The organism is Anaerocolumna sp., assembly GCF_032079385.1.
Taxonomy (GTDB): Bacteria; Bacillota; Clostridia; order Lachnospirales; family Lachnospiraceae; genus Anaerocolumna.
Genome location: NZ_DAMAUC010000042.1, coordinates 1 through 21,607, shown reverse-complemented (window position 1 = coordinate 21,607; position 21,607 = coordinate 1). Strand labels below are relative to the sequence as shown.

General features: G+C 33.9%; 21 protein-coding genes and 1 pseudogene. 18 read left to right on the top strand and 4 right to left on the bottom strand.

Annotated features, from left to right (window positions below):
• Nucleotides 1-51: 51 nt before the first annotated feature.
• Together RT261_RS20275 and RT261_RS20270 are read right to left on the bottom strand one after the other, a co-directional pair.
• Entirely contained in the window at nucleotides 52-1,164 is a 1,113-nt protein-coding gene (locus RT261_RS20275) for a DUF6709 family protein (protein ID WP_313134963.1), read from the bottom strand.
• Between the two features lie 119 nt (nucleotides 1,165-1,283).
• On the bottom strand, nucleotides 1,284-2,186 hold the full coding sequence (locus tag RT261_RS20270) for a 4Fe-4S dicluster domain-containing protein (RefSeq protein WP_313134962.1): 903 nt from the start codon (nucleotides 2,184-2,186) through the stop codon (nucleotides 1,284-1,286).
• A gap of 179 nt (nucleotides 2,187-2,365) precedes the next feature.
• Here RT261_RS20270 and RT261_RS20265 point away from each other — a divergent pair, with 179 nt between their 5' ends.
• On the top strand, nucleotides 2,366-3,286 hold the full coding sequence (locus tag RT261_RS20265; RefSeq protein WP_313134961.1) for a LysR family transcriptional regulator: 921 nt from the start codon (nucleotides 2,366-2,368) through the stop codon (nucleotides 3,284-3,286).
• A gap of 407 nt (nucleotides 3,287-3,693) precedes the next feature.
• On the opposite strand, the gene RT261_RS20260 is transcribed toward RT261_RS20265, so the two are convergent.
• Entirely contained in the window at nucleotides 3,694-3,885 is a 192-nt protein-coding gene (locus RT261_RS20260; RefSeq protein ID WP_313134960.1) for a 4Fe-4S binding protein, read from the bottom strand.
• 229 nt (nucleotides 3,886-4,114) lie between these two features.
• Between RT261_RS20260 and RT261_RS20255 the strand changes: the two genes are divergently transcribed.
• Both RT261_RS20255 and RT261_RS20250 read left to right on the top strand, forming a co-directional pair.
• The gene (locus tag RT261_RS20255; RefSeq protein WP_313134958.1) at nucleotides 4,115-4,987 is read left to right on the top strand and encodes an NAD(P)/FAD-dependent oxidoreductase; all 873 of its coding nucleotides are present in this window, start codon (nucleotides 4,115-4,117) and stop codon (nucleotides 4,985-4,987) included.
• A gap of 154 nt (nucleotides 4,988-5,141) precedes the next feature.
• Entirely contained in the window at nucleotides 5,142-5,699 is a 558-nt protein-coding gene (locus RT261_RS20250; RefSeq protein WP_313134957.1) for a hypothetical protein, read from the top strand.
• 196 nt (nucleotides 5,700-5,895) lie between these two features.
• Here the strand turns inward: RT261_RS20250 and RT261_RS20245 are convergent, their stop codons facing one another.
• Entirely contained in the window at nucleotides 5,896-6,777 is an 882-nt protein-coding gene (locus RT261_RS20245) for a LysR family transcriptional regulator (RefSeq protein WP_313134956.1), read from the bottom strand.
• 107 nt (nucleotides 6,778-6,884) lie between these two features.
• On the opposite strand from RT261_RS20245, the gene RT261_RS20240 reads away from it, so the two are divergent.
• The 15 genes and pseudogenes from RT261_RS20240 to RT261_RS20170 all read left to right on the top strand — a co-directional run bounded on the left by RT261_RS20240 (nucleotide 6,885) and on the right by RT261_RS20170 (nucleotide 21,551).
• Nucleotides 6,885-7,457: a chromate transporter gene (locus tag RT261_RS20240; RefSeq protein WP_313134954.1), complete on the top strand. Its 573-nt coding sequence runs from the start codon at nucleotides 6,885-6,887 to the stop codon at nucleotides 7,455-7,457.
• Between the two features lies 1 nt (nucleotide 7,458).
• The gene (locus tag RT261_RS20235) at nucleotides 7,459-8,025 is read left to right on the top strand and encodes a chromate transporter (RefSeq protein ID WP_313134953.1); all 567 of its coding nucleotides are present in this window, start codon (nucleotides 7,459-7,461) and stop codon (nucleotides 8,023-8,025) included.
• A 164-nt stretch (nucleotides 8,026-8,189) separates the two neighbouring features.
• Nucleotides 8,190-8,492, top strand: a complete 303-nt coding sequence (locus RT261_RS20230; protein ID WP_313134951.1) for a DUF2089 family protein — start codon at nucleotides 8,190-8,192, stop codon at nucleotides 8,490-8,492.
• Nucleotide 8,493: 1 nt separating this feature from the next.
• Nucleotides 8,494-8,892: a hypothetical protein gene (locus tag RT261_RS20225; RefSeq protein ID WP_313134950.1), complete on the top strand. Its 399-nt coding sequence runs from the start codon at nucleotides 8,494-8,496 to the stop codon at nucleotides 8,890-8,892.
• Between the two features lie 199 nt (nucleotides 8,893-9,091).
• Nucleotides 9,092-10,570, top strand: coding sequence for a redoxin family protein (locus tag RT261_RS20220; RefSeq protein ID WP_313134949.1), 1,479 nt, complete (start codon nucleotides 9,092-9,094; stop codon nucleotides 10,568-10,570).
• A gap of 52 nt (nucleotides 10,571-10,622) precedes the next feature.
• On the top strand, nucleotides 10,623-11,090 hold the full coding sequence (locus tag RT261_RS20215) for a winged helix-turn-helix transcriptional regulator (RefSeq protein WP_313134946.1): 468 nt from the start codon (nucleotides 10,623-10,625) through the stop codon (nucleotides 11,088-11,090).
• A 34-nt stretch (nucleotides 11,091-11,124) separates the two neighbouring features.
• Entirely contained in the window at nucleotides 11,125-11,562 is a 438-nt protein-coding gene (locus tag RT261_RS20210) for a DsrE family protein (RefSeq protein ID WP_313134945.1), read from the top strand.
• Between the two features lie 283 nt (nucleotides 11,563-11,845).
• On the top strand, nucleotides 11,846-12,166 hold the full coding sequence (locus RT261_RS20205) for a rhodanese-like domain-containing protein (RefSeq protein ID WP_313134944.1): 321 nt from the start codon (nucleotides 11,846-11,848) through the stop codon (nucleotides 12,164-12,166).
• Nucleotides 12,167-12,429: 263 nt separating this feature from the next.
• Nucleotides 12,430-13,911 (top strand): aldehyde dehydrogenase family protein, encoded by a 1,482-nt coding sequence (locus RT261_RS20200; protein ID WP_313134943.1) that lies wholly within the window; start codon nucleotides 12,430-12,432, stop codon nucleotides 13,909-13,911.
• A 501-nt stretch (nucleotides 13,912-14,412) separates the two neighbouring features.
• Complete coding sequence (locus RT261_RS20195; protein WP_313134942.1) at nucleotides 14,413-14,739, top strand: ArsR/SmtB family transcription factor; 327 nt, start codon at nucleotides 14,413-14,415, stop codon at nucleotides 14,737-14,739.
• A 58-nt stretch (nucleotides 14,740-14,797) separates the two neighbouring features.
• Entirely contained in the window at nucleotides 14,798-15,199 is a 402-nt protein-coding gene (gene arsD / locus RT261_RS20190) for an arsenite efflux transporter metallochaperone ArsD (RefSeq protein ID WP_313134941.1), read from the top strand.
• 29 nt (nucleotides 15,200-15,228) lie between these two features.
• A pseudogene (gene arsA / locus RT261_RS20185) lies at nucleotides 15,229-16,971 on the top strand (arsenical pump-driving ATPase); the annotation flags it as partial.
• On the top strand, nucleotides 16,951-17,382 hold the full coding sequence (locus RT261_RS20180) for an arsenate reductase ArsC (protein WP_313134965.1): 432 nt from the start codon (nucleotides 16,951-16,953) through the stop codon (nucleotides 17,380-17,382). The pseudogene arsA and the gene RT261_RS20180, both read left to right, overlap by 21 nt.
• Before the next feature lie 237 nt (nucleotides 17,383-17,619).
• Nucleotides 17,620-18,516, top strand: coding sequence for a CPBP family intramembrane glutamic endopeptidase (locus tag RT261_RS20175; RefSeq protein WP_331665539.1), 897 nt, complete (start codon nucleotides 17,620-17,622; stop codon nucleotides 18,514-18,516).
• A 479-nt stretch (nucleotides 18,517-18,995) separates the two neighbouring features.
• A complete protein-coding gene (locus RT261_RS20170; protein ID WP_313134940.1) occupies nucleotides 18,996-21,551 on the top strand; it encodes a GH39 family glycosyl hydrolase in 2,556 nt (851 codons plus the stop codon).
• The last annotated feature ends 56 nt before the right edge of the window (nucleotides 21,552-21,607 follow it).

Sequence of the window (21,607 nt, the reverse complement as noted above, 5' to 3'; positions counted from 1 at the left end):
AATACCCCATATTGGGCAAAGTGTACTATTGTTAGTAGTCTAAATTTTTATTTAATTATTTTCTTGCTCAGTGGTAGTGGCACTTTCTTCATTGCCTACAGTGTTGGATTCATTAGAGTATGGAATTTTGACAAAAGTCTCATAGTCTTTTTTGAAGCATTTCGCTAATTCGTCTGAATATCCGGTCACTATGTGTGGATGATCTTGTGAAATAATTTCGATGATATCATCAATATCGTAGGCATTTTTTAAAGCAGCAATGTGTTTTTTCTTATCCTTTGTAAACATCATTAATGATTTCATTTGATAAACTTTAAAACCATAAAACCTGTGAGTTCTTTCTTGACGGTAGATCCATATAAGATCATCGTTTTTAACAACTTGTGCTCTTAGTCCGTTGAAGAAGAAGGTCCAGATTTGGCCTACTTTGACGTTATCAACGGATTTTCCATTTAGATAGTCAGCTTCCATTTTTTCAATGGTAATGCTATCCTTATGTTTTTTTATGTATTTTTTAATTGGATTTGTGAACATTCCAGTTAATCCTTGAAATAGGATAATTAGGACACATGCAAGGAGTATAATGAAAACTATAAAAGCTATATTTATCATAAAAGAATCATATTTTCCGATATAATTTACTTCTAAAACATAGGGCATAGTATAGGCTTCAATATCTTCCTGAGTAAAACCGGCTGCTTCTAAGAAATAACTATTGTAATATTCCAGAGGTTTTTCTTCTAATTTATTGATAGTTCCTTTTACTTTCCAGGTAGTAGGAAAATCTACAGTTGCTTGTGTAAGATAGTCATAGCTGTCTTCATAAAGTTTATTGGCGGTATAAAAATTTTCCTTATCTACATGTAATGCAAAAAGTTTATCTTGACTTAATGGAATAACATAGTACATATCTGTAGATTCTTGTCTTCCATCTTTGTATTCAGTATATTCTTCGGCGAATACGTCATAAATTAAAGCAACGTCATACTCAACATAAGCATTTGGAATTTCATCAGGTGATAATGAATTTAAATCTACCGGCCCTTTGAAGCTTTTTATAAAACTGGCGCCAAATAGGATAAGAATTAGAATCATCGCACCAATTGAAAATCCTATAATTTTTCTGCTCTGTTTTATGGACTGCTTTTTTAACGATTGTAACATAAATTTGACCCTTTCAAGGTAAATAACCTTGAATCCCTTCTATTATACTAATGGTAATATTTACTACGCATACATTAAAGTATATGAATTAGTATAGAATGTCAAGAAGGAAATTTAGACTATTTTTCTAATATCTCATTGAATAATAATTGTTTTTCTACATTCTCAAATCCGATTCTTTCAATGGTTGTTGAAAATCTTTCTCCGGTTTTTCCTTCCTTACAGTAAAGGAGGAGTGCATTTTCAATTACATTTAGAACTTCTTCTTTATTAGTGAATATATAATGCAAGGGTTTACCAATAGCGATTCGTTTTCCCCATCTGCCGCCGATATATATTTTATATCCTGGAGTTCCATCCTTAATGGCATTAAAATGACATTGTCCAATGCAACGGCCACATTTATTGCATTCTTCGGGATTTATTTTCAGTATTTTGTCTACGACTTTAGGGGCTCCAACTGGACAGGCTGCTTCAATGGAACATTTTTTACATCCTTTACAGATGGCTTCATCAAAGTTAGGAACCATTTGACCAACGATTCCGATATCATTTAAGTCAGGTTTAACGCAGCTATTCGGACATCCGCCAACTGCAATTTTGAATTTATGAGGTAATTTTACATCTCCATAACCGACGAAAAATCTTTCGTGTATTTCTTCTGAAAGGGCAAAGGTATCAATAAGGCCATATTTACAGGTAGTTCCCTTACAGGATACTATCGGACGTACTTTTGCACCGGTTCCCCCTGTAATAAGACCTTCTTTCGCTATGTATTTACGAAAATCTTCAATTTTATCATAAGGTATGCCTTGACATTCGATGGTAAGTCTTGTAGTCATGGTAACAATTCCATTTCCGTATAAATTTGCAGCATCGGATAAACATTTTAACTGATTAGCGGTTATTTTACCATTAACAGTTATAACTCTTCCTGAAAAATTATCCGTACCTTTATTATTTAAGAAACCTAAACTTTTTACTCTTTTTTCATCTTCTGCGTTAATTGTTAAAGTTGCCATTCTTTTTCCTCCGTATATTTAAGTAATGAAATGTTCATTAAATGCAGCTATGCTTTATTTTTCATATAATTATCATAACACTTGTTAGATAATAATAAAAATGATATTATCTTATAATATTGATAGGTAAAACCTATAACAAAATGACAAAGTATTAAAGTGCAAGAATCGAGGATAGTATGACTATAAGACATTTAGTAATATTTATTGCTGTTGCAGAAACAGGTAAGATGAGTAGTGCTGCTGCGAAGTTCTATATATCGCAGCCAACCGTAAGTCAGACAATAAAAGAATTAGAGGAGCATTATGGAGTCCTGCTATTTGATAGAATATCTAAAAGATTATATATAACCCAGGCAGGTAAGAATTTATTATCCTATGCCAAGTTGGTAGTAGACCAGTTTAATCAGTTAGAGAATAACATGTTTACAGGATTTACTGAAAAGTTACGTATAGGAGCTACGGTTACAGTAGGTTCTTGTATTTTGTCCTCCGTAATAAATCAATTTAAGGAAAAGAAACCTAATATGGATACATTTTCTTATGTAAATAATACAAAGGTAATTGAAGATAAATTATTAAATTCAGAACTGGATGTAGGTATTGTAGAAGGGCAGATTAAAAATCGTGATTTAATTACACTCCCAGTTATGAAAGACTCTCTTGTTATTGTTTGTAATAAAAATCATAGATTTGCAGGAAAGAAAAAGATATCTATGAAAGAGTTAGAAAAGGAAGAGTTTGTTATGAGAGAAGAAGGAAGCGGTACCAGGGAGCTGTTTGAGCATTATATGTCAAAGAATGGTATTAAAATAAAGGTATCTGGGGAAGTAACCTGTCCAGATGCTATTAAGAAAGCGGTAATGGATAATAATTGTCTTGCTGCCATATCAGAAAGACTGGTAGAAGAGGAGATAAATACAGAAGAGTTTTATACGATCAAGTGCAAGGACAATTCTTTAGAAAGATCTTTGCTTATGGTCTATTACAAAAATAAATTCTTTACGGAAAGTATGAAGACACTATATGAGATTCTGAAAAGTTTTGATAAGGATGTAAGAAAAAAAGACATTGCCAGTGGAATTTTAATTCATGAATAATTTGTGCTTATAGGCAAAATCAAACGTTGTTAGAAAATAGGTGAAATTTGCATTTATCCAGTTGAAAGCTGTGGCTATAGCAAAACGAAGTTATAGCGAAATGAAGTTATAGCGAAATGAAGTTATAGCAAAACAAAGTTATAGCAGAACAAAGTTATAGCAAAACAAATCAGAAAGAACTTATAAAATTATTAGGAATGATTTAAATATTTAATGCAATTACCAGCGGAGATAGGTATGTCATATCAGATTCTATTATATTCTGAACGTAAATCTAACTAGTTACGTTCAGAATATAAAGGTGTTTTTAATTAGCCATAACACGATATTCCCAGTCACTAATTCCAGCAAAATCATGAATACGGATAATATGCACCATCACTAAATACTCAAGATGTATTGATGTATTATACCAGTACTAAAGCCTTACGAGGACAGAAATTTGTACATTTACCGCATTGGATGCAGATTTCGGGATCTACAGTTGGAGCTTTGTAGCGCTCCTGTTTTAGGGCTTCTACCGGACAGACAAGTACAGATGGACAAAAATGATTTTGCGGGCAGTTTTCTGTAATAACTTTTAATGTTTTTGGATTCATAGTTTTTAACCTTCTTTCATATACATAATAAAATATATTTCTTAGTTCTTTTTTTATTATCGAATTCATTCTTTTCGTTCTATAATTTAGCAACATTTATTTCTTCTTTTATTCCAGTATTTTGTTAATAGTTTTAGAGTAGTCATATAGAACTGTGATTTTATCACTGAACATAAAATTTTTTTTGCTATAATTATCTGGACTGATAAAAGAAGGAGGATGGTTTACCATGTCAAATGTAATTATTATAGGAAGTGGTCCGGCTGGTATTTCTGCTGCCTTATACACAACCCGGGCAGGTATAGATACTATTGTTATAGGTAAAGATTACGGTGCTTTGCAGAAAGCGTCAGAAATAGAGAACTATTACGGTTTTCCTAACCCTATATCAGGTAAGCAGTTAATTGAGGGTGGAATGGAGCAGGCAAAACGGCTGGGAGCTAAAATACTCTCAGATGAAGTGGTTGGTTTGTCTTATGACGAAAAATTATTGGTATTAACAAAGGACGGGGAATATTCCGGAGATAGTGTGGTCATTGCCACCGGCACTTCCCGCTCTACACCTAGAATAAAAGGTTTGAAAGAATATGAAGGACATGGTGTTAGTTACTGTGCCGTATGTGACGCATTTTTCTATCGTGGAAAAGACGTTGCAGTATTAGGAAATGGGGAATATGCTTTACATGAAGCATTGGAGCTGCTATCAACTTCAAGTTCAGTTACCATTCTTACCAATGGCAAAGAACTTACCACAAATGTACCTTCTAATATTAATGTAAATACGGATGTAATAGAAGCATTTTCAGGAAGTGAGATATTAAAAAAGGTAATCTTCCAAAATGGTAATTCCATGAACATATCAGGCTTATTTGTAGCTGTGGGAGTAGCAGGAAGTACGGATCTTGCTAAAAAGATAGGTGCCAGTACAGAGAATAATAGGATTCTTGTTGATAGTAATATGGCAACTAATATACCGGGTCTTTATGCAGCAGGGGATTGTACAGGAGGATTATTGCAGATATCCAAAGCAGTTTATGAGGGAGCTAAAGCTGGAAGTGAAATAGTAAAGTACATTAGAAGTATAAATAAAAAGAGTGCATAGAAATTTGAATATAAAAAGGGTTCAAAATATTTGAAGTATGAAAACATTTTGAGGATATAGCTATGTTATTAAAATAATAATAAGAACCTTGATTGGAGGATCATTAATGGTGTTCTTACTTAGTAGTACATTATAATTTCTGATGAGGTATGACATGCGTAATAATAAATATTTATTTCTTTTCACACTTACTTTTTTTACATTGGGATTTGTCAATATACATTTTGCATTATTGGGATTTATATGTATGACTCTTCCTATAATTTTATTAATAAAAAATCAAAGAAAAACTTGGTGCCAGGGGTATTGTCCAAGGTCAAGCCTTTATACAACCATAGGGAAAACAAAGAAATGGAAATCAAGAAATACACCGGGTTTCTTTATTAAGGGTAATATGAAATGGATTATGTTGCTATATTTTGGAATTAGTCTAAGCTTTATAACTTTGTCAACAATTGCTGTTGCCAGAGGAATTAAACCGGCTATGGAAATAGTAAGATTTCTTATTATAATTCCAATTCCATTTAGAATGCCACAGCTTATTGATATAATTGAAATTGCACCATGGGTAACACATCTTTCTTATCGATTTTATTCCATGATGATGACAACTACAATATTAGGCTTGGTATTGGGATTATTATATAAGCCTAGAACCTGGTGTACGGTTTGCCCTATAGCAACTATTTCTGATGTGCTTCTTAAAAAATAGTAATATAAAATAAAGAAGCTGTTGCAAAATGGAATTAAGATACTAGATATAGAAGATTGAGTTAATATATAAATTACATCTGGTATAAAACATTCATTTTGCAACAGTCTCTTTATTTGTAATCATTCCTAGTGTTTTTGGGTATCTCCCATATTAACAATGGATAGCAAAGCAAAGAATTTTGTACCAATTCCCATTATATATAGGTATCTTTCATGCACATATTAATAAATTCCATAGAAGTTTTAGTAAGATACTTCTTCTTATGGTAAATGATATAAAGTTCCCTTTGAAGGTTAAGATCCTTAACATAAAGTCTTTTTATTCTATTTTCTTTTATATAATTTTCCACAAGCCTGCGTGATAGTACAGAAATTCCAATTCCTTCTGCCACTCCATTTATAATAGTTGCCGTACTTGTACTTTCCCATATTGGAACAATGGACAGGCCGTGAAGAAGTAATATTGAGTCTACAAGTTCACGGGTACCGCTATTTTTTTCACGCATAATAAATCTTTGGGTTTGCAAATCCTTTATGGTTATTTCCTCTTTTTCTAACAAAGGATTATTTGTATCGCATATAACAATTAATTCGTCCTTAAGAAAACTTTTTGAGACTATGTTATCTGAATGTACCAGGCCTTCAATCAGCCCTATGTCTAATTCGTTACTTAATATTAATCCTTCTATGATGTCAGAACTATTTATGGTTACATAAGTTTGTATACTTGGAAATTTTTCTGAAAATTGTTTGATGTATTTCGGCATTAACTGGCTGCCAATTGTAATGCTGGAACCAATCCTAAGAGAACCTATGGTATCAGAGTTACGAACTTTAGTTTCTAAATCCTCAAAAAGTGAGGTGATATGAAGGGCATAATCCAGAACTGTTTTTCCTACATCCGTAAGGTATATTTTTTTTGATATACGGTCAAATAATTTAACACCATAATAATCTTCCATTTCTTTGATTGCACCACTGATTGCAGGCTGAGAAATGAATAATTTTTTTGATGCCTGTGTAATACTATTCTCCTGGCAAACAATAACAAATATTTTCATGTGACGTAAAGTCATAATTGATCTCCTTTTATATACATAAGTAAATGGTTATATATAATATCATATTTTAATATTTTACATATGTTTTGGCAAGGGCTATAATACACACAGGAGGTAAGAACATGGAAAAAAACATAAAATTTTACTTGAAATTATTTTCTTCCACCTTTTATTTAAGTGCTTTTACATTCGGAGGGGGATTCGTGATTATTCCTTTAATGAGAAAGAAGTTTGTAGAGCAATATCATTGGATTGAAGAAAAAGAAATGCTTGATTTGACTGCCATCGCCCAATCTTCACCAGGAGCTATAGCAGTAAATGCGGCCATACTCGTTGGATATCGTTTAGCCGGCATACTGGGTGCTGTAATAACTATTATAGGAACCGTATTGCCGCCGTTTATTACTTTATCTATTATTTCATTAGCTTATACTGCTTTTCAGGAAAGCCTTATTGTTAATTACATGCTTCGAGGTATGCAGGCAGGTGTAGCAGCGGTTATCATTGATGTGGTAATCAGCATGGTTATAGAACTTTTAAAAGAGAAAAAAATAATTCCGGTCGCAGTAATGGCAGGAGTATTCATAGCTGCTTTCTTCTTTCATGTCAGTGTAATTTTACTAATTTTAATTAGTGGAATTATTGGGGCAGCAGAGATGTTTTTTAATCCGGTTAAAAGAGAAGGCGGTAAATAGAATGATTTATTTAAAACTGTTTTGGAGTTTCTTTCAGGTTGGCTTATTTAGTATAGGCGGTGGCTATGCCGCTATGCCTTTGATTCAAAATCAGGTTGTGGATATCAATCATTGGCTTTCTATGAATGAGTTTGCAGATGTTATAACTATATCCCAGATGACTCCCGGTCCCATTGCAATAAATTCTTCCACCTTTGTAGGAATTCGTGTGGCAGGTATACCTGGTGCAATTATAGCAACTGTTGGATGTGTTTTTCCGTCCTGTATAATCGTACTTTTTCTTGCTTTTATTTATTATAAATATAGAAATCTTTCTGTTGTAAAGGGAGTATTAAACGGTTTAAGACCGGCAGTGACAGCTATGATAGCATCCGCAGGTGTTGCTTTAGTCATACTGGCATTTTGGAATGAAAATAACGTTTCAAGCAAACTTGCTGATTTAGATGTAACAGCCGTAATTCTTTTCGCACTATCACTGGTCATTCTTAGAAAATGGAAGGTCAATCCCATTTATGTAATGCTGGGAGCAGGTGTTATTGGATTAATTGTTTATTCCTTTATTCTCTAAATCTGCAGAGTAGGCAAAAAGGTAACCACCGGAATACAAAATAACGAAGAGGACATCAACTGACAAAAATATGCTTTTTTGATAAAATTAAACAGTAGTTTTAGTATTGACTTTAATAAAGTTAAATGTTAGACTTAATTATATTAAAGACGAGAGGTGATACTATGCCAATTAATATTGTACCTGAATGGATGATAAATCTTGATGATGAAGATATTGTATTTATAAAAAAGTTTCTTCTGGTTTCAGGTTCTCTAAAAGAAATGGCAAAACAATACGAAGTTACATACCCAACAGTTCGATTACGTTTGGATAAGCTTATACAAAAGATACAAATTAGTGAGGATGCTAATAATGAGCCGTATATTGCATTGATTAAAAGATTGGCTGTAAACGAAAAAATTGATTTTGATACTGCTAAGATTTTAATATCTGAATATAAAAAGACGAAACGGGAGGCAGAGTAAGATGCATAAAACTTTTAGCTACATCATTTTTTTCTTAATAATTATAGCCGGTATAATAGCTTTGCAAATATTTTTATCGAAAAAACAAAATAAATGGTTGGGATTAATCTTACCTTTTATTTGCTTGATTTTATCCATAATCCCAGTTTTGGGCATAACATCTTTCTCAACAGTTACCGTGACGGAGCAATCCGTTTCAGAAAATGGAGAAGTTATCAGTAATGTTATAAACAGTACAACAAATAAAGGTGACATGCCATCCATAATTATTACAGTTATTAGTATATTCTTACTGTATAACATACCAACGGTTATTCTTTTGGTAATATATTATGCTTGTCGAGAAAATCTGAAAAGAAATAAAGAACTTGAAAAAATGAATATACAGGACTTGGAATAGTAAATCATTTTCGAAATATCGGAAATGAATCATAATGTTTTTAAGTCTATAAAAAAAATGCCCGAATAGATTTTATCTATCCGGGCGTTTTCAATGAGAAAGTCCTTAGGCAACTTCCAATCAAGTTTAAGTTTTAAAGTGACTTGATTTTATAAAGTGACTATGATAAACTATAAAAAAAGTAGAATGGAGATGAATTATGTTTCAAGGATTAGCAGCTGCAGATAGTATAAGTTTTATACTCGTATTTTTAGAAGGAATCATTTCGTTTTTTTCTCCTTGTGTTATTCCGTTAATACCGGTATATATGAGTTATCTGGCAGGAAATGCGAAAAAAGAAGAAGATGGAATTATTACATATGGAAGAAAGAAAGTGTTTTTTCATACTTTGTTTTTTATAATAGGCATATCTTTTGCATTTTTTATTTTGGGTATGTCTTTTACCACCCTGGGGAAATTTTTTAGTAGTAATAAGATGCTATTTACCAGAATTGGCGGTATTCTCATTATTGTATTAGGTTTATTTCAGTTGGGAATATTTGATCTTTCTTTTTTACAACGAGAACGCAAAATTCATATTAATCTAGCCCAAAAAGATGTAAATCCACTTATGGCATTAATAATGGGCTTCACTTTTAGTTTTGCATGGACTCCTTGTGTAGGGCCGGCATTATCCTCCGTGCTAATTATGGCTTCCGGTGCAAAAACAGGACTGCTGGGTAATATGCTTGTATTGGTCTATGCCTTAGGATTTGTATTGCCCTTCTTACTGCTTGGGTTATTTACCACTCAAGTGTTGGATTTCCTGAAAAAAAAGAAAAAGCTCCTTAAGTATACTATCAAAGCAGGGGGCATTATCCTGATTCTAATGGGAATTATGACCTTTACCGGATGGATGAATGGAATTTCAAGCTATCTGAATTCATTTACTGTTAACCGCCAAAAGAATGAGACGGAATATAATGATGAAGTTACAGGTAATGATAGGGAAGACACGTCTTTAGGAAATGATACTACTTTGAATAATGATGCGGATTCCAATAATTCAACTACTTCAAAAGATATTGTAAATGCAGAAGAAAACACCTCTTTACCGGAACAGAACACACAAGATTCCGCCGGGAATACGGAAAGTACGGATAATCGGGAAAGTAATGAGGATACGGAAAGAATTGAGGGTGAGGAAAGTGTTGAGAATACGGAAAATGAAGAAAAGCCGGAATACCCTCCTGCTTTTGATTTCACTTTGACAGACCAATATGGAAATACCCATACCCTTTCGGATTATAAGGGCAAAGTGGTATTCTTAAACTTCTGGGCAAGCTGGTGCGGGCCATGTAAAAAGGAGATGCCAGATATCGAGGAGTTATATCAAAAATATAATCTAAATCAAGACGAAGTAGTCTTTTTAGGAGTTGCTAATCCAAGAAGCAAGGATTATCCTAATAATTCAGATAAAGAGAAAGATGAAATCTTAGGGTTTTTGGAGGAGAATGGTTACACCTTCCCAACTGTATTTGATGAAACCGGGGAAATATTGATGAGCTACTATATAACAGCCTTCCCCACTACATTCATGATCAATAAAGAGGGAAATGTGATGGGCTATGTACCCGGTATGATGACGAAAGATATTATGGAAAGTGTGATAGAGCAAACCTTAGAATCCACAAACTAATACCAAAGATATCATTTACTTTTAAAATAGAAAGAGATAGGAGTAAATTATAATGAAAAACTTATATAACCTGCCTTGCAATGTAGCCCAGACACTGAATATTATCGGCGACAAATGGACACTGCTTATATTGCGCCAGATAATGATAGGACGTAAAACTTATAAAGAAATGCAGGAAGGTTTAGAGGGGATTCCCAGTAATTTATTATCAGAACGGTTGAAATGCCTGGAAACCGACGGGTTAATAACAACCCGGTTATACCAGAATCATCCGCCCCGTTATGAATATTTACTTACAGACAGCGGAAAAGATTTAGGAGATATATTTTACAGTATTATTATGTGGGGAGAAAAACATCTGAAAGTGTGTTATAAGCAATTAACCCATTCTGAATGCGGACATAAGATTGTACACCAGTATTTTTGCCCTCATTGTAATAAAATCATACAGGAAGATGAGATAAATGTATCTGCTCCCAAGCAAAATGAGGAGGCCACAAAGAACTCCGCTGAAGTATAGACTAAAGTATGATATATAAAGGAAGTGTACGATTATGCCTCAGAATAAAGTAATATTTCATATTGATGAACTTAAAAATTGGAAACTATTATTGAATAATGTAAACAACCTGATTCCGCTGCTTCGGAAAGAAGAATATGACATAGAAGTTCTGGCAAATGGAGAGGCAGTTAAGTACTATGTAGTGGATCATATCCCGAAAGAAAATCTGGAAAAGAACCAGGATGTGGATAAAAGCACAAACTTTGAAATAAAAAAAGAGTATATTCAAGGAAGCAAAGAAAAAGAATCATGCAAGGTTACAATGGAACGTCTGTATAAAGAGGGTGTGAAATTTGTTGCATGTAACAATTCATTAAATGGGTATGAGATAAAGCAAGAAGAATTATTGTCCTATATTAATGTGGTACCTTCCGGTGTTTATGAACTGGTATTAAAACAACAAAAAGGTTATGCTTATATAAAACCTTAAAAATTAAAACAGAGTGCTGTTGCAAAACGGTCATTCTGAGCGTAATTCAGCCCTGCTGGATTTGCTCTTAGAATGACCGTTTTGCAACAGCTTTTATTAAATTGAAAATTATATCTTATGTAAACAAAGTAATATGGGATTTAGTACAATGTAACCTAGTTACAGAAGATAGATAAAAATAAGTTTATTATTAATACGAAATCAATTATTAAGTTAGAATAAAAGTATATCTGATTACTCAGGATAAATGAAATAAAAATTTATAACTTAGAAGGAGACAAGCATGTTTGGATTATTCAAAAGCAGTGATATACAAAGAATTCATGTTAATGATATGGATGATTTAATCGGAAAAGCAGAGTTAATAGATATTAGAGAACCTTATGAATATAAAGTGGGAACCTTAAGGACGGCAAAAAATATACCAATGATGGAGTTATTAGCAGAACCGGACAAATATTTAAACAAAGATAAAACCTATTATCTTATATGCCAATCCGGTGCCAGAAGCAGGCAATGCTGCAAAGTGCTTAGCAGGGAAGGCTTTAACGTGGTTGACGTAACCGGAGGATACGGTTCTTACATTGGTAGTAAAAGAAAGTAGAATCTGATTCAAAACCTTAATAATATTTATGTAAATTCCCTTTGGAGATTATTTAACAACATTTCAAGTAAATATATTAACTGATAACCTGTAAAAAATGCCAATAGGCTATATTTCAAGATAATTGAATGGAATATATTAATAAAATTGGCAGATTATACAATGAAATTTGTTAAATTAATATCTAAATTGACTATTTTGCATAAAGTGTTAAAATATTTAATATAACAAGTGACAATTGTTTGAAAAAAGGAGGATATAGTATGAATATTAAACTACAAGACAAATACAAATTATATATTGGAGGAGAATGGAGAGATGCTTCTGACGGCGCCACTCTTAAGACTTATAATCCTGCAACAGGTGAACTCTTAGCGGAAATTGCAGATGCTTCTAATGAGGATGTAGATGCTGCAGTTCATGCTGCTAAGGAAGCGTTTGTTACATGGAGTAAGACTACTGTTGCAGAAAGAGCTGCTATCCTAAATAAAATTGCAGATATTATTGACGAAAATGCAGAGCATCTTGCTACCATAGAATCTATGGACAATGGAAAACCGATCAGAGAAACTATGGGGGCAGATATTCCTTTATCAGCAGACCACTTCAGGTATTTTGCAGGAGTAATAAGAGCAGATGAAGGCAGTGCAACTATGGTAAATGAAGAAATGCTGACTATGATATTAAGAGAGCCAATAGGTGTAGTAGGTCAAATCGTTCCCTGGAATTTCCCATTCCTAATGGCTGCCTGGAAGTTGGCTCCCCTTATTGCAGCAGGAGATGTCTCCGTATTTAAACCATCCAGTTTTACATCCTTAAGTGTATTAGAACTAATAAGATTAACACAGGATGTAATACCGAAAGGTGTAATTAACCTTATAACTGGTAAAGGTTCTAAGAGTGGTGAATACCTCCAGCATCATAATGGCCTTGACAAACTTGCATTTACCGGCTCCACTGAAGTAGGTAGAAAAATTGGTCTTTCTGCAGCTCAAAACATTATTCCATCTACTTTGGAATTAGGGGGCAAATCAGCAAACATTTTCTTTAATGATGCAGATATGGATATTGCTTTGGAAGGCATTCAACTAGGTATTCTGTTTAATCAAGGTCAGGTTTGTTCCGCCGGTTCCAGAATATTTGTGCAGGAAGATTTCTATGATGAATTTATAGATAAGGCTGTGAAAGCATTTGAAAAAGTGAAAGTAGGTAATCCTTTGGATAAGAATACCCAAATGGGTTCCCAGGTTAGTGAAGAACAGCTTAAGAAGATCCTTGGATATGTGGAAATTGGAAAAGAAGAAGGTGCGAAAGTTGCAACCGGTGGTGAACGGTATATAGAAGGTGATGCAGCAAATGGTTACTTTATGAAACCAACACTTCTGGTAGATGTTAATAACAATATGAGAGTGGCAAGAGAAGAGATTTTCGGGCCGGTAGGTGTTGTTATTAAATTCAAGACGGAAGAAGAAGTAATAGCTATGGCTAATGACAGTGATTATGGCCTGGCAGGGGGCGTATTTACAAGAGACCTTAATAAAGCCATACGAGTAGCGAGAGGAATCCGAACCGGACGTGTATGGGTAAATACTTATAATAGCTTCCCGGCAGGAGCACCTTTTGGCGGCTATAAAGAATCAGGAATCGGAAGGGAAACTCATAAGGTTATCTTAGATCATTATACTCAGATGAAAAATATTATTATAAATTTGGCTGAAAAACCAGGTGGAATGTATGTTAAGTAAAGATGAAACTGAGTGGACTACGGAGCCAGCATAAGAGAATAGCAAAAAACTACGAATTAAAGTAAAAGGGTATAGCATTTTACTACAATAGAGGGATAAACAATCATATTAGTAATGGTTGTTTATCCCTTTTTAAAATGAACTACCAGCAGGTAATATTGGTTAATAAGGGATTTTAATTTGAAATTACGGGATTTCGTTGTAAAAGAGTCTAATAAAAAATTTCTGTTTTATTATTATGAGCATGTTCTGCAAGATAGAATTTGAGAAGTATCTGGCTAATTTAAGATTTCCAGGATTTCTCTATGGTTTAGAATAGCAAAACAAATACTTTTGTAACTTTTATTTTTGAAACCTTTAAATGATGTTATCTAATTCTATTTTTTGAAATATATTTTTAAAAGTTTGATGGACATATTGACATTTATCTATATCCGTCATAAGATAACACATAGAAGAATATCTATATAAATATATTAAATATAAAAAGGAGGAATTAATTTGAAATCACAGGAAAAATATGTCCCTATATTTAAAGCACTTGCGGATGAAACCAGACTAAAAATTGTAGAAATGCTCTCTTGCGGAGAAATGTGTGCATGTGATATTTTAGAATATTTTAAAATTACACAACCCACACTTTCTTACCATATGAAAATATTAACTGACTGTGGTCTTGTAATAGCCAGAAAGGATGGATCATGGATGAGGTACAGTAACAATCCGGAAGCGATTGCTTCTATTAGAAGTTTTTGGGATCATATAACAACGGAACAGGAAGATTGTATATGTAAAAACTACAAAGGAAGTAAATGTGCTCCACACTAGCAGAAGATTTTTAAATTTTAAATTTGATATGAAAAATAATAAGATTGGAGATTTTAATATGAAAAAAATGCAGATTTTTGAACCGGCTATGTGTTGTTCTACAGGACTTTGCGGAGTCAGTGTGGATCTTGAACTTTTAAGAATATCAACTCTTTTAAGTGCTTTGGAGAAGAATGGTATACAAGTAGAAAGATATAATCTATCCGGCTCACCACAGGAATTTGTAAAAAATAAGGCCATCAACGATTATATTAAAAAAAAAGGTGCAGAGGGCCTTCCGGCAGTTGTTATTGACGATGAAATTGTAATAACCGGAAGGTATCCATCTAATGATGAATTTGTTAAACTACTTAATATTCCTGATACTTACATAAGAAGAAAGACGGTTAGAGCCAGGGCTTCTAAAGTTACTATAAAAAAATCCGGAGGATGCGGCTGTTCTGACGGGGGATGCTGTTAAAAAACTGTATTTAGAAAGGATTTTAAATTATGAATTTAAGAGAGCTAAAGACCTTTGAACCACAAAAAATGAAACTCACGAAATACCTGTTTTATACAGGTAAAGGGGGTGTGGGAAAAACTTCTACAGCCTGTGCAACAGCAGTTACTCTTGCAGACAGCGGGAAAAAGGTATTCCTTATTAGTACCGACCCAGCATCTAATTTACAGGATGTATTTGATACTGAATTAAACAATAAAGGGGTATCCATAGCTGGAGTGTACGGTCTAAAAGTAGCAAATCTGGATCCCTTACAAGCAGCAGCAGAATATCGGGAAAGTGTCATTGCTCCGTACCGGAGATTGATGCCTGAGTCCGTATTAAATAATATGGAGGAACAATTATCCGGTTCCTGTACCGTTGAAATTGCAGCTTTTAATGAGTTTTCCAAGTTTATAACCGATGAAAGTATACAGGAAGAATATGATTATATTATATTTGATACTGCACCTACAGGACATACTTTAAGAATGCTGCAGCTTCCATCCGCCTGGAGCAACTTTATAAGTGAGAACACTCATGGAGCCTCTTGCTTAGGTCAGCTGTCGGGCTTGGATGAGAAAAAGGATATGTATAAGAAGGCAGTAGAAACCCTTGCCGACGGTTCACTAACAACATTAATGCTGGTAACCCGCCCGGAAGAAACACCTTTAAAAGAAGTTGACAGAGCTTCCAAGGAACTTGCTGAAATAGGCGTACACAATCAACTTCTGGTTATAAACGGAATATTAACACGTTATGATGATAAAATTTCTGAAAGCTTATATCAAAAGCAGCAAAAAGCACTTATGGAAATGCCGGAGGATTTAGAAGACATATCGGCCTATACAATTCCCTTAAGGGCCTATAATGTTACCGGGTTAGACAATATAAGAGCGTTCTTAATAAAAGATTATTATAGAAAAGATGAGGAAACTATTAGGACTGAGAGTATTCCGGAACTAGAGGATGTAATAGAAGATCTTTATAAATCCGGTAAAAAAGTAATCTTTACCATGGGTAAGGGGGGAGTCGGAAAGACCACCATAGGAGCAGCCATTGCATTAGGATTAGCTGCTAAAGGGAAAAAGGTGCATCTTACTACAACAGATCCTGCTGCCCATCTTAAATTTGTTATTCAGGAGACGGCAGGTATTACTATGAGCCATATCGACGAACAGGCGGAACTGAAAAAATACCAGGGAGCGGTACTTGCAAAGGCGAAAGAAACCATGTCGGAAGATGATATAGCCTATGTGGAAGAAGATCTGCGTTCACCATGTACACAGGAGATTGCAGTATTCCGGGCATTTGCAGAAGTGGTAGAAAAAGCCGATGATCAGATTGTTGTAATTGATACGGCACCTACAGGACACACCTTGTTATTATTGGATTCTACCCAGAGCTATAATCAGGAAATTAAGCGCTCACAGGGAGATATTCCGGAATCAGTAAAAAAACTATTGCCAAGGCTTCGTAACGAAAAGGAAACAGAAGTTATAATTGTTACCTTGGCTGAAGCGACTCCAGTGTATGAAGCTATGCGCCTTGAAGAAGATCTAAAGCGTGCAGACATTAAAGCAAAATGGTGGATTATTAATTCATCGTTTTATCAGAGCGGTTCTATCAATTCAATGTTAGCTGCAAAAGCAGCCAATGAAATAACATGGATAAATAAAGTAGCTGAACATACGAAAGGTAATTTTGCTGTTATAGGTTGGAGTGAGGAAGAAATAAAAGGAGAGGCCTTATTAAAGCTATTAAAGAAAAAACCCAAAGTAGCTTTTGTTTGTGTTCATAACTCCTGCCGGAGCCAAATTGCAGAGGCATTAGGAAAACACCTGGCCGGGGATGTGTTTGAAAGCTATTCTGCTGGTACACAATTGAAAGATCATATTAATACTGACGCTGTAAGACTAATGAAGGAAATATATAACATAGATATGGAAAAAACGCAGTATAATAAACTTATTGGGAATATTCCACAGCCGGATGCAGTGATTACAATGGGGTGCAATGTGAGCTGTCCGGTCCTTCCCTATACAATCCGGGAAGATTGGGAACTGAATGATCCCACCGGTAAAAACGATGAAGAATTTATTAAAGTAATTCAAATAATTGAAAAAAAGATAAACCAATTGAAGATTCGGCTTAAGAATTATTAGTTGTAACAATAGTAAATAATGCATACAAAAAACCCCATATTACAAGTTGACCGAAGAGAAGAGCAATGGCTTTTGTATTCGCAAAAATACAAACTTTTGAAAAGCCCTGTCAGGCAGAAGGGGAAAGAAAACACAAGTGACATGGGTGGATTTATGTGGTAAAATGAACGTATTATAGACTTAAATTGGTAATATACGGTTGATATGGAAAAACCATATTATGTGCTGAGTATAACTTTGAATGGCAGAAAGCAAACATTAGGTAATAAAAGTCAAAGCGTCCATCCGTTACAATTTAATGTATACTTCAAAACATGGGGTGAAGAAATCGTGACAGACAAAAAGATCATAGTACAATATACGGTTCTGACATTTTGCATAGCCTATCTTGTGTCAGGCACTTTGATTGCTCTTGGGCAATTTGGATTTTCGGTTCACTCTACGGTTCAAGAATCGTTACAGCACTTAGGAATGAATATTCCTTTTGCAATCTATATTTTGTCCCCTGCTATTGCTTCGTATATCGTTTTGAGGAAAAATAACAAAATAGCAGATTTTAAAGAATGGTTGAAAACTGTTTTTTATGCCAAAAATAATATATCTCTTTATTTGTTCGTTGTTGCAGGGCTTACGCTGTATTTTTTGATACATCATGCAATTTCAGGTCCCACTGAAATGGTGCAGCCATTTTATATGTTCTTCCTTGCTCTGCCAGGCAATCTTATTATCGGCGGCTTGGAGGAAACTGGCTGGGTATACATATTGCAGCCAGGGCTTGAAAAAAAGTATGGTTTTGTTTTATCTTCCATTTATGTCGGAATCATTTGGCTTTTGTGGCATATCCCTCTCTTCTTTATTCCAGGAACGGGTCACTATGAGGGCTTCATTGATTTTTGGATGTTTGCCGTCCAACTCTTTGCATTTCGGTTTTTATATGGGGTAATCTACAAAATATCAGGCAAAGGCCGTGTGTTTATGTGCGTATTATGCCATACCATGTTCAATGCGGCAGGCCCCGTCTTTGGCATCCTGCCTATGACTTGGGCGGGAACCATTGCCGCAAATACTGTGATTGTTCTTCTTTCAATTGTAACTGTTGTAATATACAACAAAAAGAATAGGCGAATAGCATAAGCATTATCTTCAATCATCTTATTAGCATAAGGTGATTTGAAGATAATGCTTATGCTAATAAGGTGATTAAGCAAGTGCAGAATTACTTGTATATCAGATTGCTGCCCTATTCAGCCAACCAAGGGGTATTTTGTTGGTGAAAATCTCCACTCTTAAACCCTTTGACGGGCTGGCTTTTTGCTGTGTCATAAGTATCTGAATGTGTAATTCTAAATATTTTAATATATTCTAAATTTAATAATAGTACAATATAATTAGTTTGCATACATATGTACATCCAAGTGAGACTGAAGCTGGGAGTTTTTTCTCCTAATATAAAATAAAATGTTGGAATATACTAGCTTTTTCGTACACTCCAACACTTATTATAGAACCGTTTTTTATAAAGTAAAACTTTTTTAATGGGAAATGTATCTAAATAATATAAGAGTTTTAAAAAGGGATTGGCTGTGAAAATAGGTTTAAGGGAGAAGAAAAGTATGCATTATTTGTATGAAAGTGAGGAAAACCATATGGGTTTTCCAATAAAAGAATTTATTCATAGTATTAATCAGTTTGAAACACATTGGCACAAAGAGATTGAGATTTTAATGGTATTAAAAGGTTCTATTAATATGAGAGTGGGGAACGAGCAATACACTCTTAAGGAAAATGACTTAATATTAATTAATAGCAATGAAATTCACAATACATACAAAACCGAAGAAGATAATGTTTTATTGGCAATTCAAATAAATACAAATTGTCATTCTCATTGTTATGGGAATCTAAACAGAATGTATATTGACTGTAAATCTTTTCAGTGTAAAAAAGAGGAACAGGTTAAATTCGACCGCATTAGGAAGCGTTTGGCAAAAATAGTTTGGGAACTGAACAAGAAAAAAAAGGGTTATCAATTACTAATAGGAAGCGAAGTACATTTACTTTTAGCTGATTTAATTAGTAATTTTAATTATACCATGCTGGAAGATAATACTTTGTTATGTTTTAATAAGGAAACCCAAAGACTTCAAAACATCATCCAATATATTCATGAGAATATAGAAGGTGGCATTACACTTCAAGATGTGGCAGACAGCCAGAATATAAGTATTTATTATTTATCTCACTTTTTTAAGCAATATATGGGGTTTTCCTTTCAGGAATATATAAATTATATTCGACTGGATAAGGCAGTAATCTTATTAACCAATACAGAGCAAAAGATAACGGAAATCGCCTATTCCAGTGGATTTCCAAGTACAAAAGCTCTCAATACCTGCTTTAGAGAGGCCTATAATTGTACACCCACAGAATACCGGCAAAAGTACAGGAATACGCCGAATGATAAAAAAGGGAAAATGGAGGAACTGAGAAGCAGAACATATTTAGATGTAGATAGAAATATGGCACTGCAGTTGCTGTTTCAATATTTAGAGATTCCAGAAAATAATAGTAAAGATAATCATCAAACGCATAAATTAAATGAAATCATAGAAATGAACGTAGAAAATCAAGTTAAAGAGCTGTTACCGTTCTGGAGGAAATTGGCTTGCTTTGGGAGAGCATCGGACGCATTAAGGGAAGAATTTAGAAATCAATTTAGAGAACTTCAGAAGGATATTGGGTTTGAATATGTGAGATTTCATGGAATCTTTTGTGACGATATGTTGATTATTAACTTTGATGATAATGGAAAATTAATTTATAATTGGTACTATGTAGATAAACTTTTTGATTTCTTTAAAGAAATCAACATCAGACCTTTTGTAGAATTAGGTTTTATGCCTTCTGAATTTGGAAAAACAGACATTACAGTTTTTGCATGGAAAGCAAATATTACTTTGCCAAAAGATATTTCTTTATGGACTAATTTGGTAAAAGAATTTATAAAGCATTGTGTCAATCGATATGGTCTTGCGGAAGTAGAAACCTGGTACTTTGAAGTATGGAATGAGCCTGATTTAGAAAATGTATTTTGGATAGGTGATAAGGAAAGTTATTATGAATTCTTTAAAGAAACTGCTATGGCAGTAAAATCTATATCACCCAATCTAAGAATAGGCGGACCCTCCATAACCTATCAAACAATGATAGAAAATAACTGGCTGGACGAGTTTTTTAAATATACAATAACACATCAAATACCCTTAGACTTTGTATCTTTTCACATTTATTCAGAATCCTATTCCTCAAAGAAATATGCACAGGATCTTTGGGTTCGGGCAAGAAAGGGAGAAGATTTCTTATCATTATTAAATAGCTGGAATGAATTGAAACGAATCTATCATGACAAAGATCATACCTACAACACTATTATTTCAGCAAATCAGAAAATAAAGGAATCTTTTCAAGAAAAACCAGAGCTTCATATTACGGAGTGGAACGCTTCCTCTTATGGAAGAAATCTAATTAATGACACTTGTTTTATAGCAACCTTTATCATTTATAATATTCTAAGAGCAAATGGGAAAACAGATTCCCTAGGTTTTTGGACATTTACGGACATTATAGAAGAACTAAAAATGGGAATTTCCTCTTTTCATGGAGGCTTTGGCCTAATCAATAAAGATGGCATAAAAAAACCCTCTTATTATGCCTATTACTTCCTATCCAAATTAGGACAATATATAATTGATGAAGGCGAAGATTATATCGTAACAAAAGACCAGGACAATATTCAAATATTGCTATACAACTTTGCTTATTTTGATGATTTGTTTATCATGGGCGACACCTCTTTATTAACTAATGAAGCCAGATATTTATCCTTTGAAGAAAAACCAGGCAAAAATATTAATCTTCAAATAAACGGTCTATCAGGCAATTACAAGCAAATATGCTATGAGTTAAACCGTGAAAACGGATCAGCGGTAGACGAATGGATTAAAATGGGCGCTCCCGAAAATATGGATAAGGATGAGATAAAATATTTAAAAGGAAAAGCCTATCCAAAAGTATCCATTGAAATGAAAGATCTAAATAATTCCTATACCCAAACAATACACATACCTGTCCACGGTATTGCACTAATAATCTTAGAAAAGTTAATCTAACAAATAAAAATTTGTTGCAGTAGGACGCTTTGCATGGAGGGGTGTAGAGAACTCAG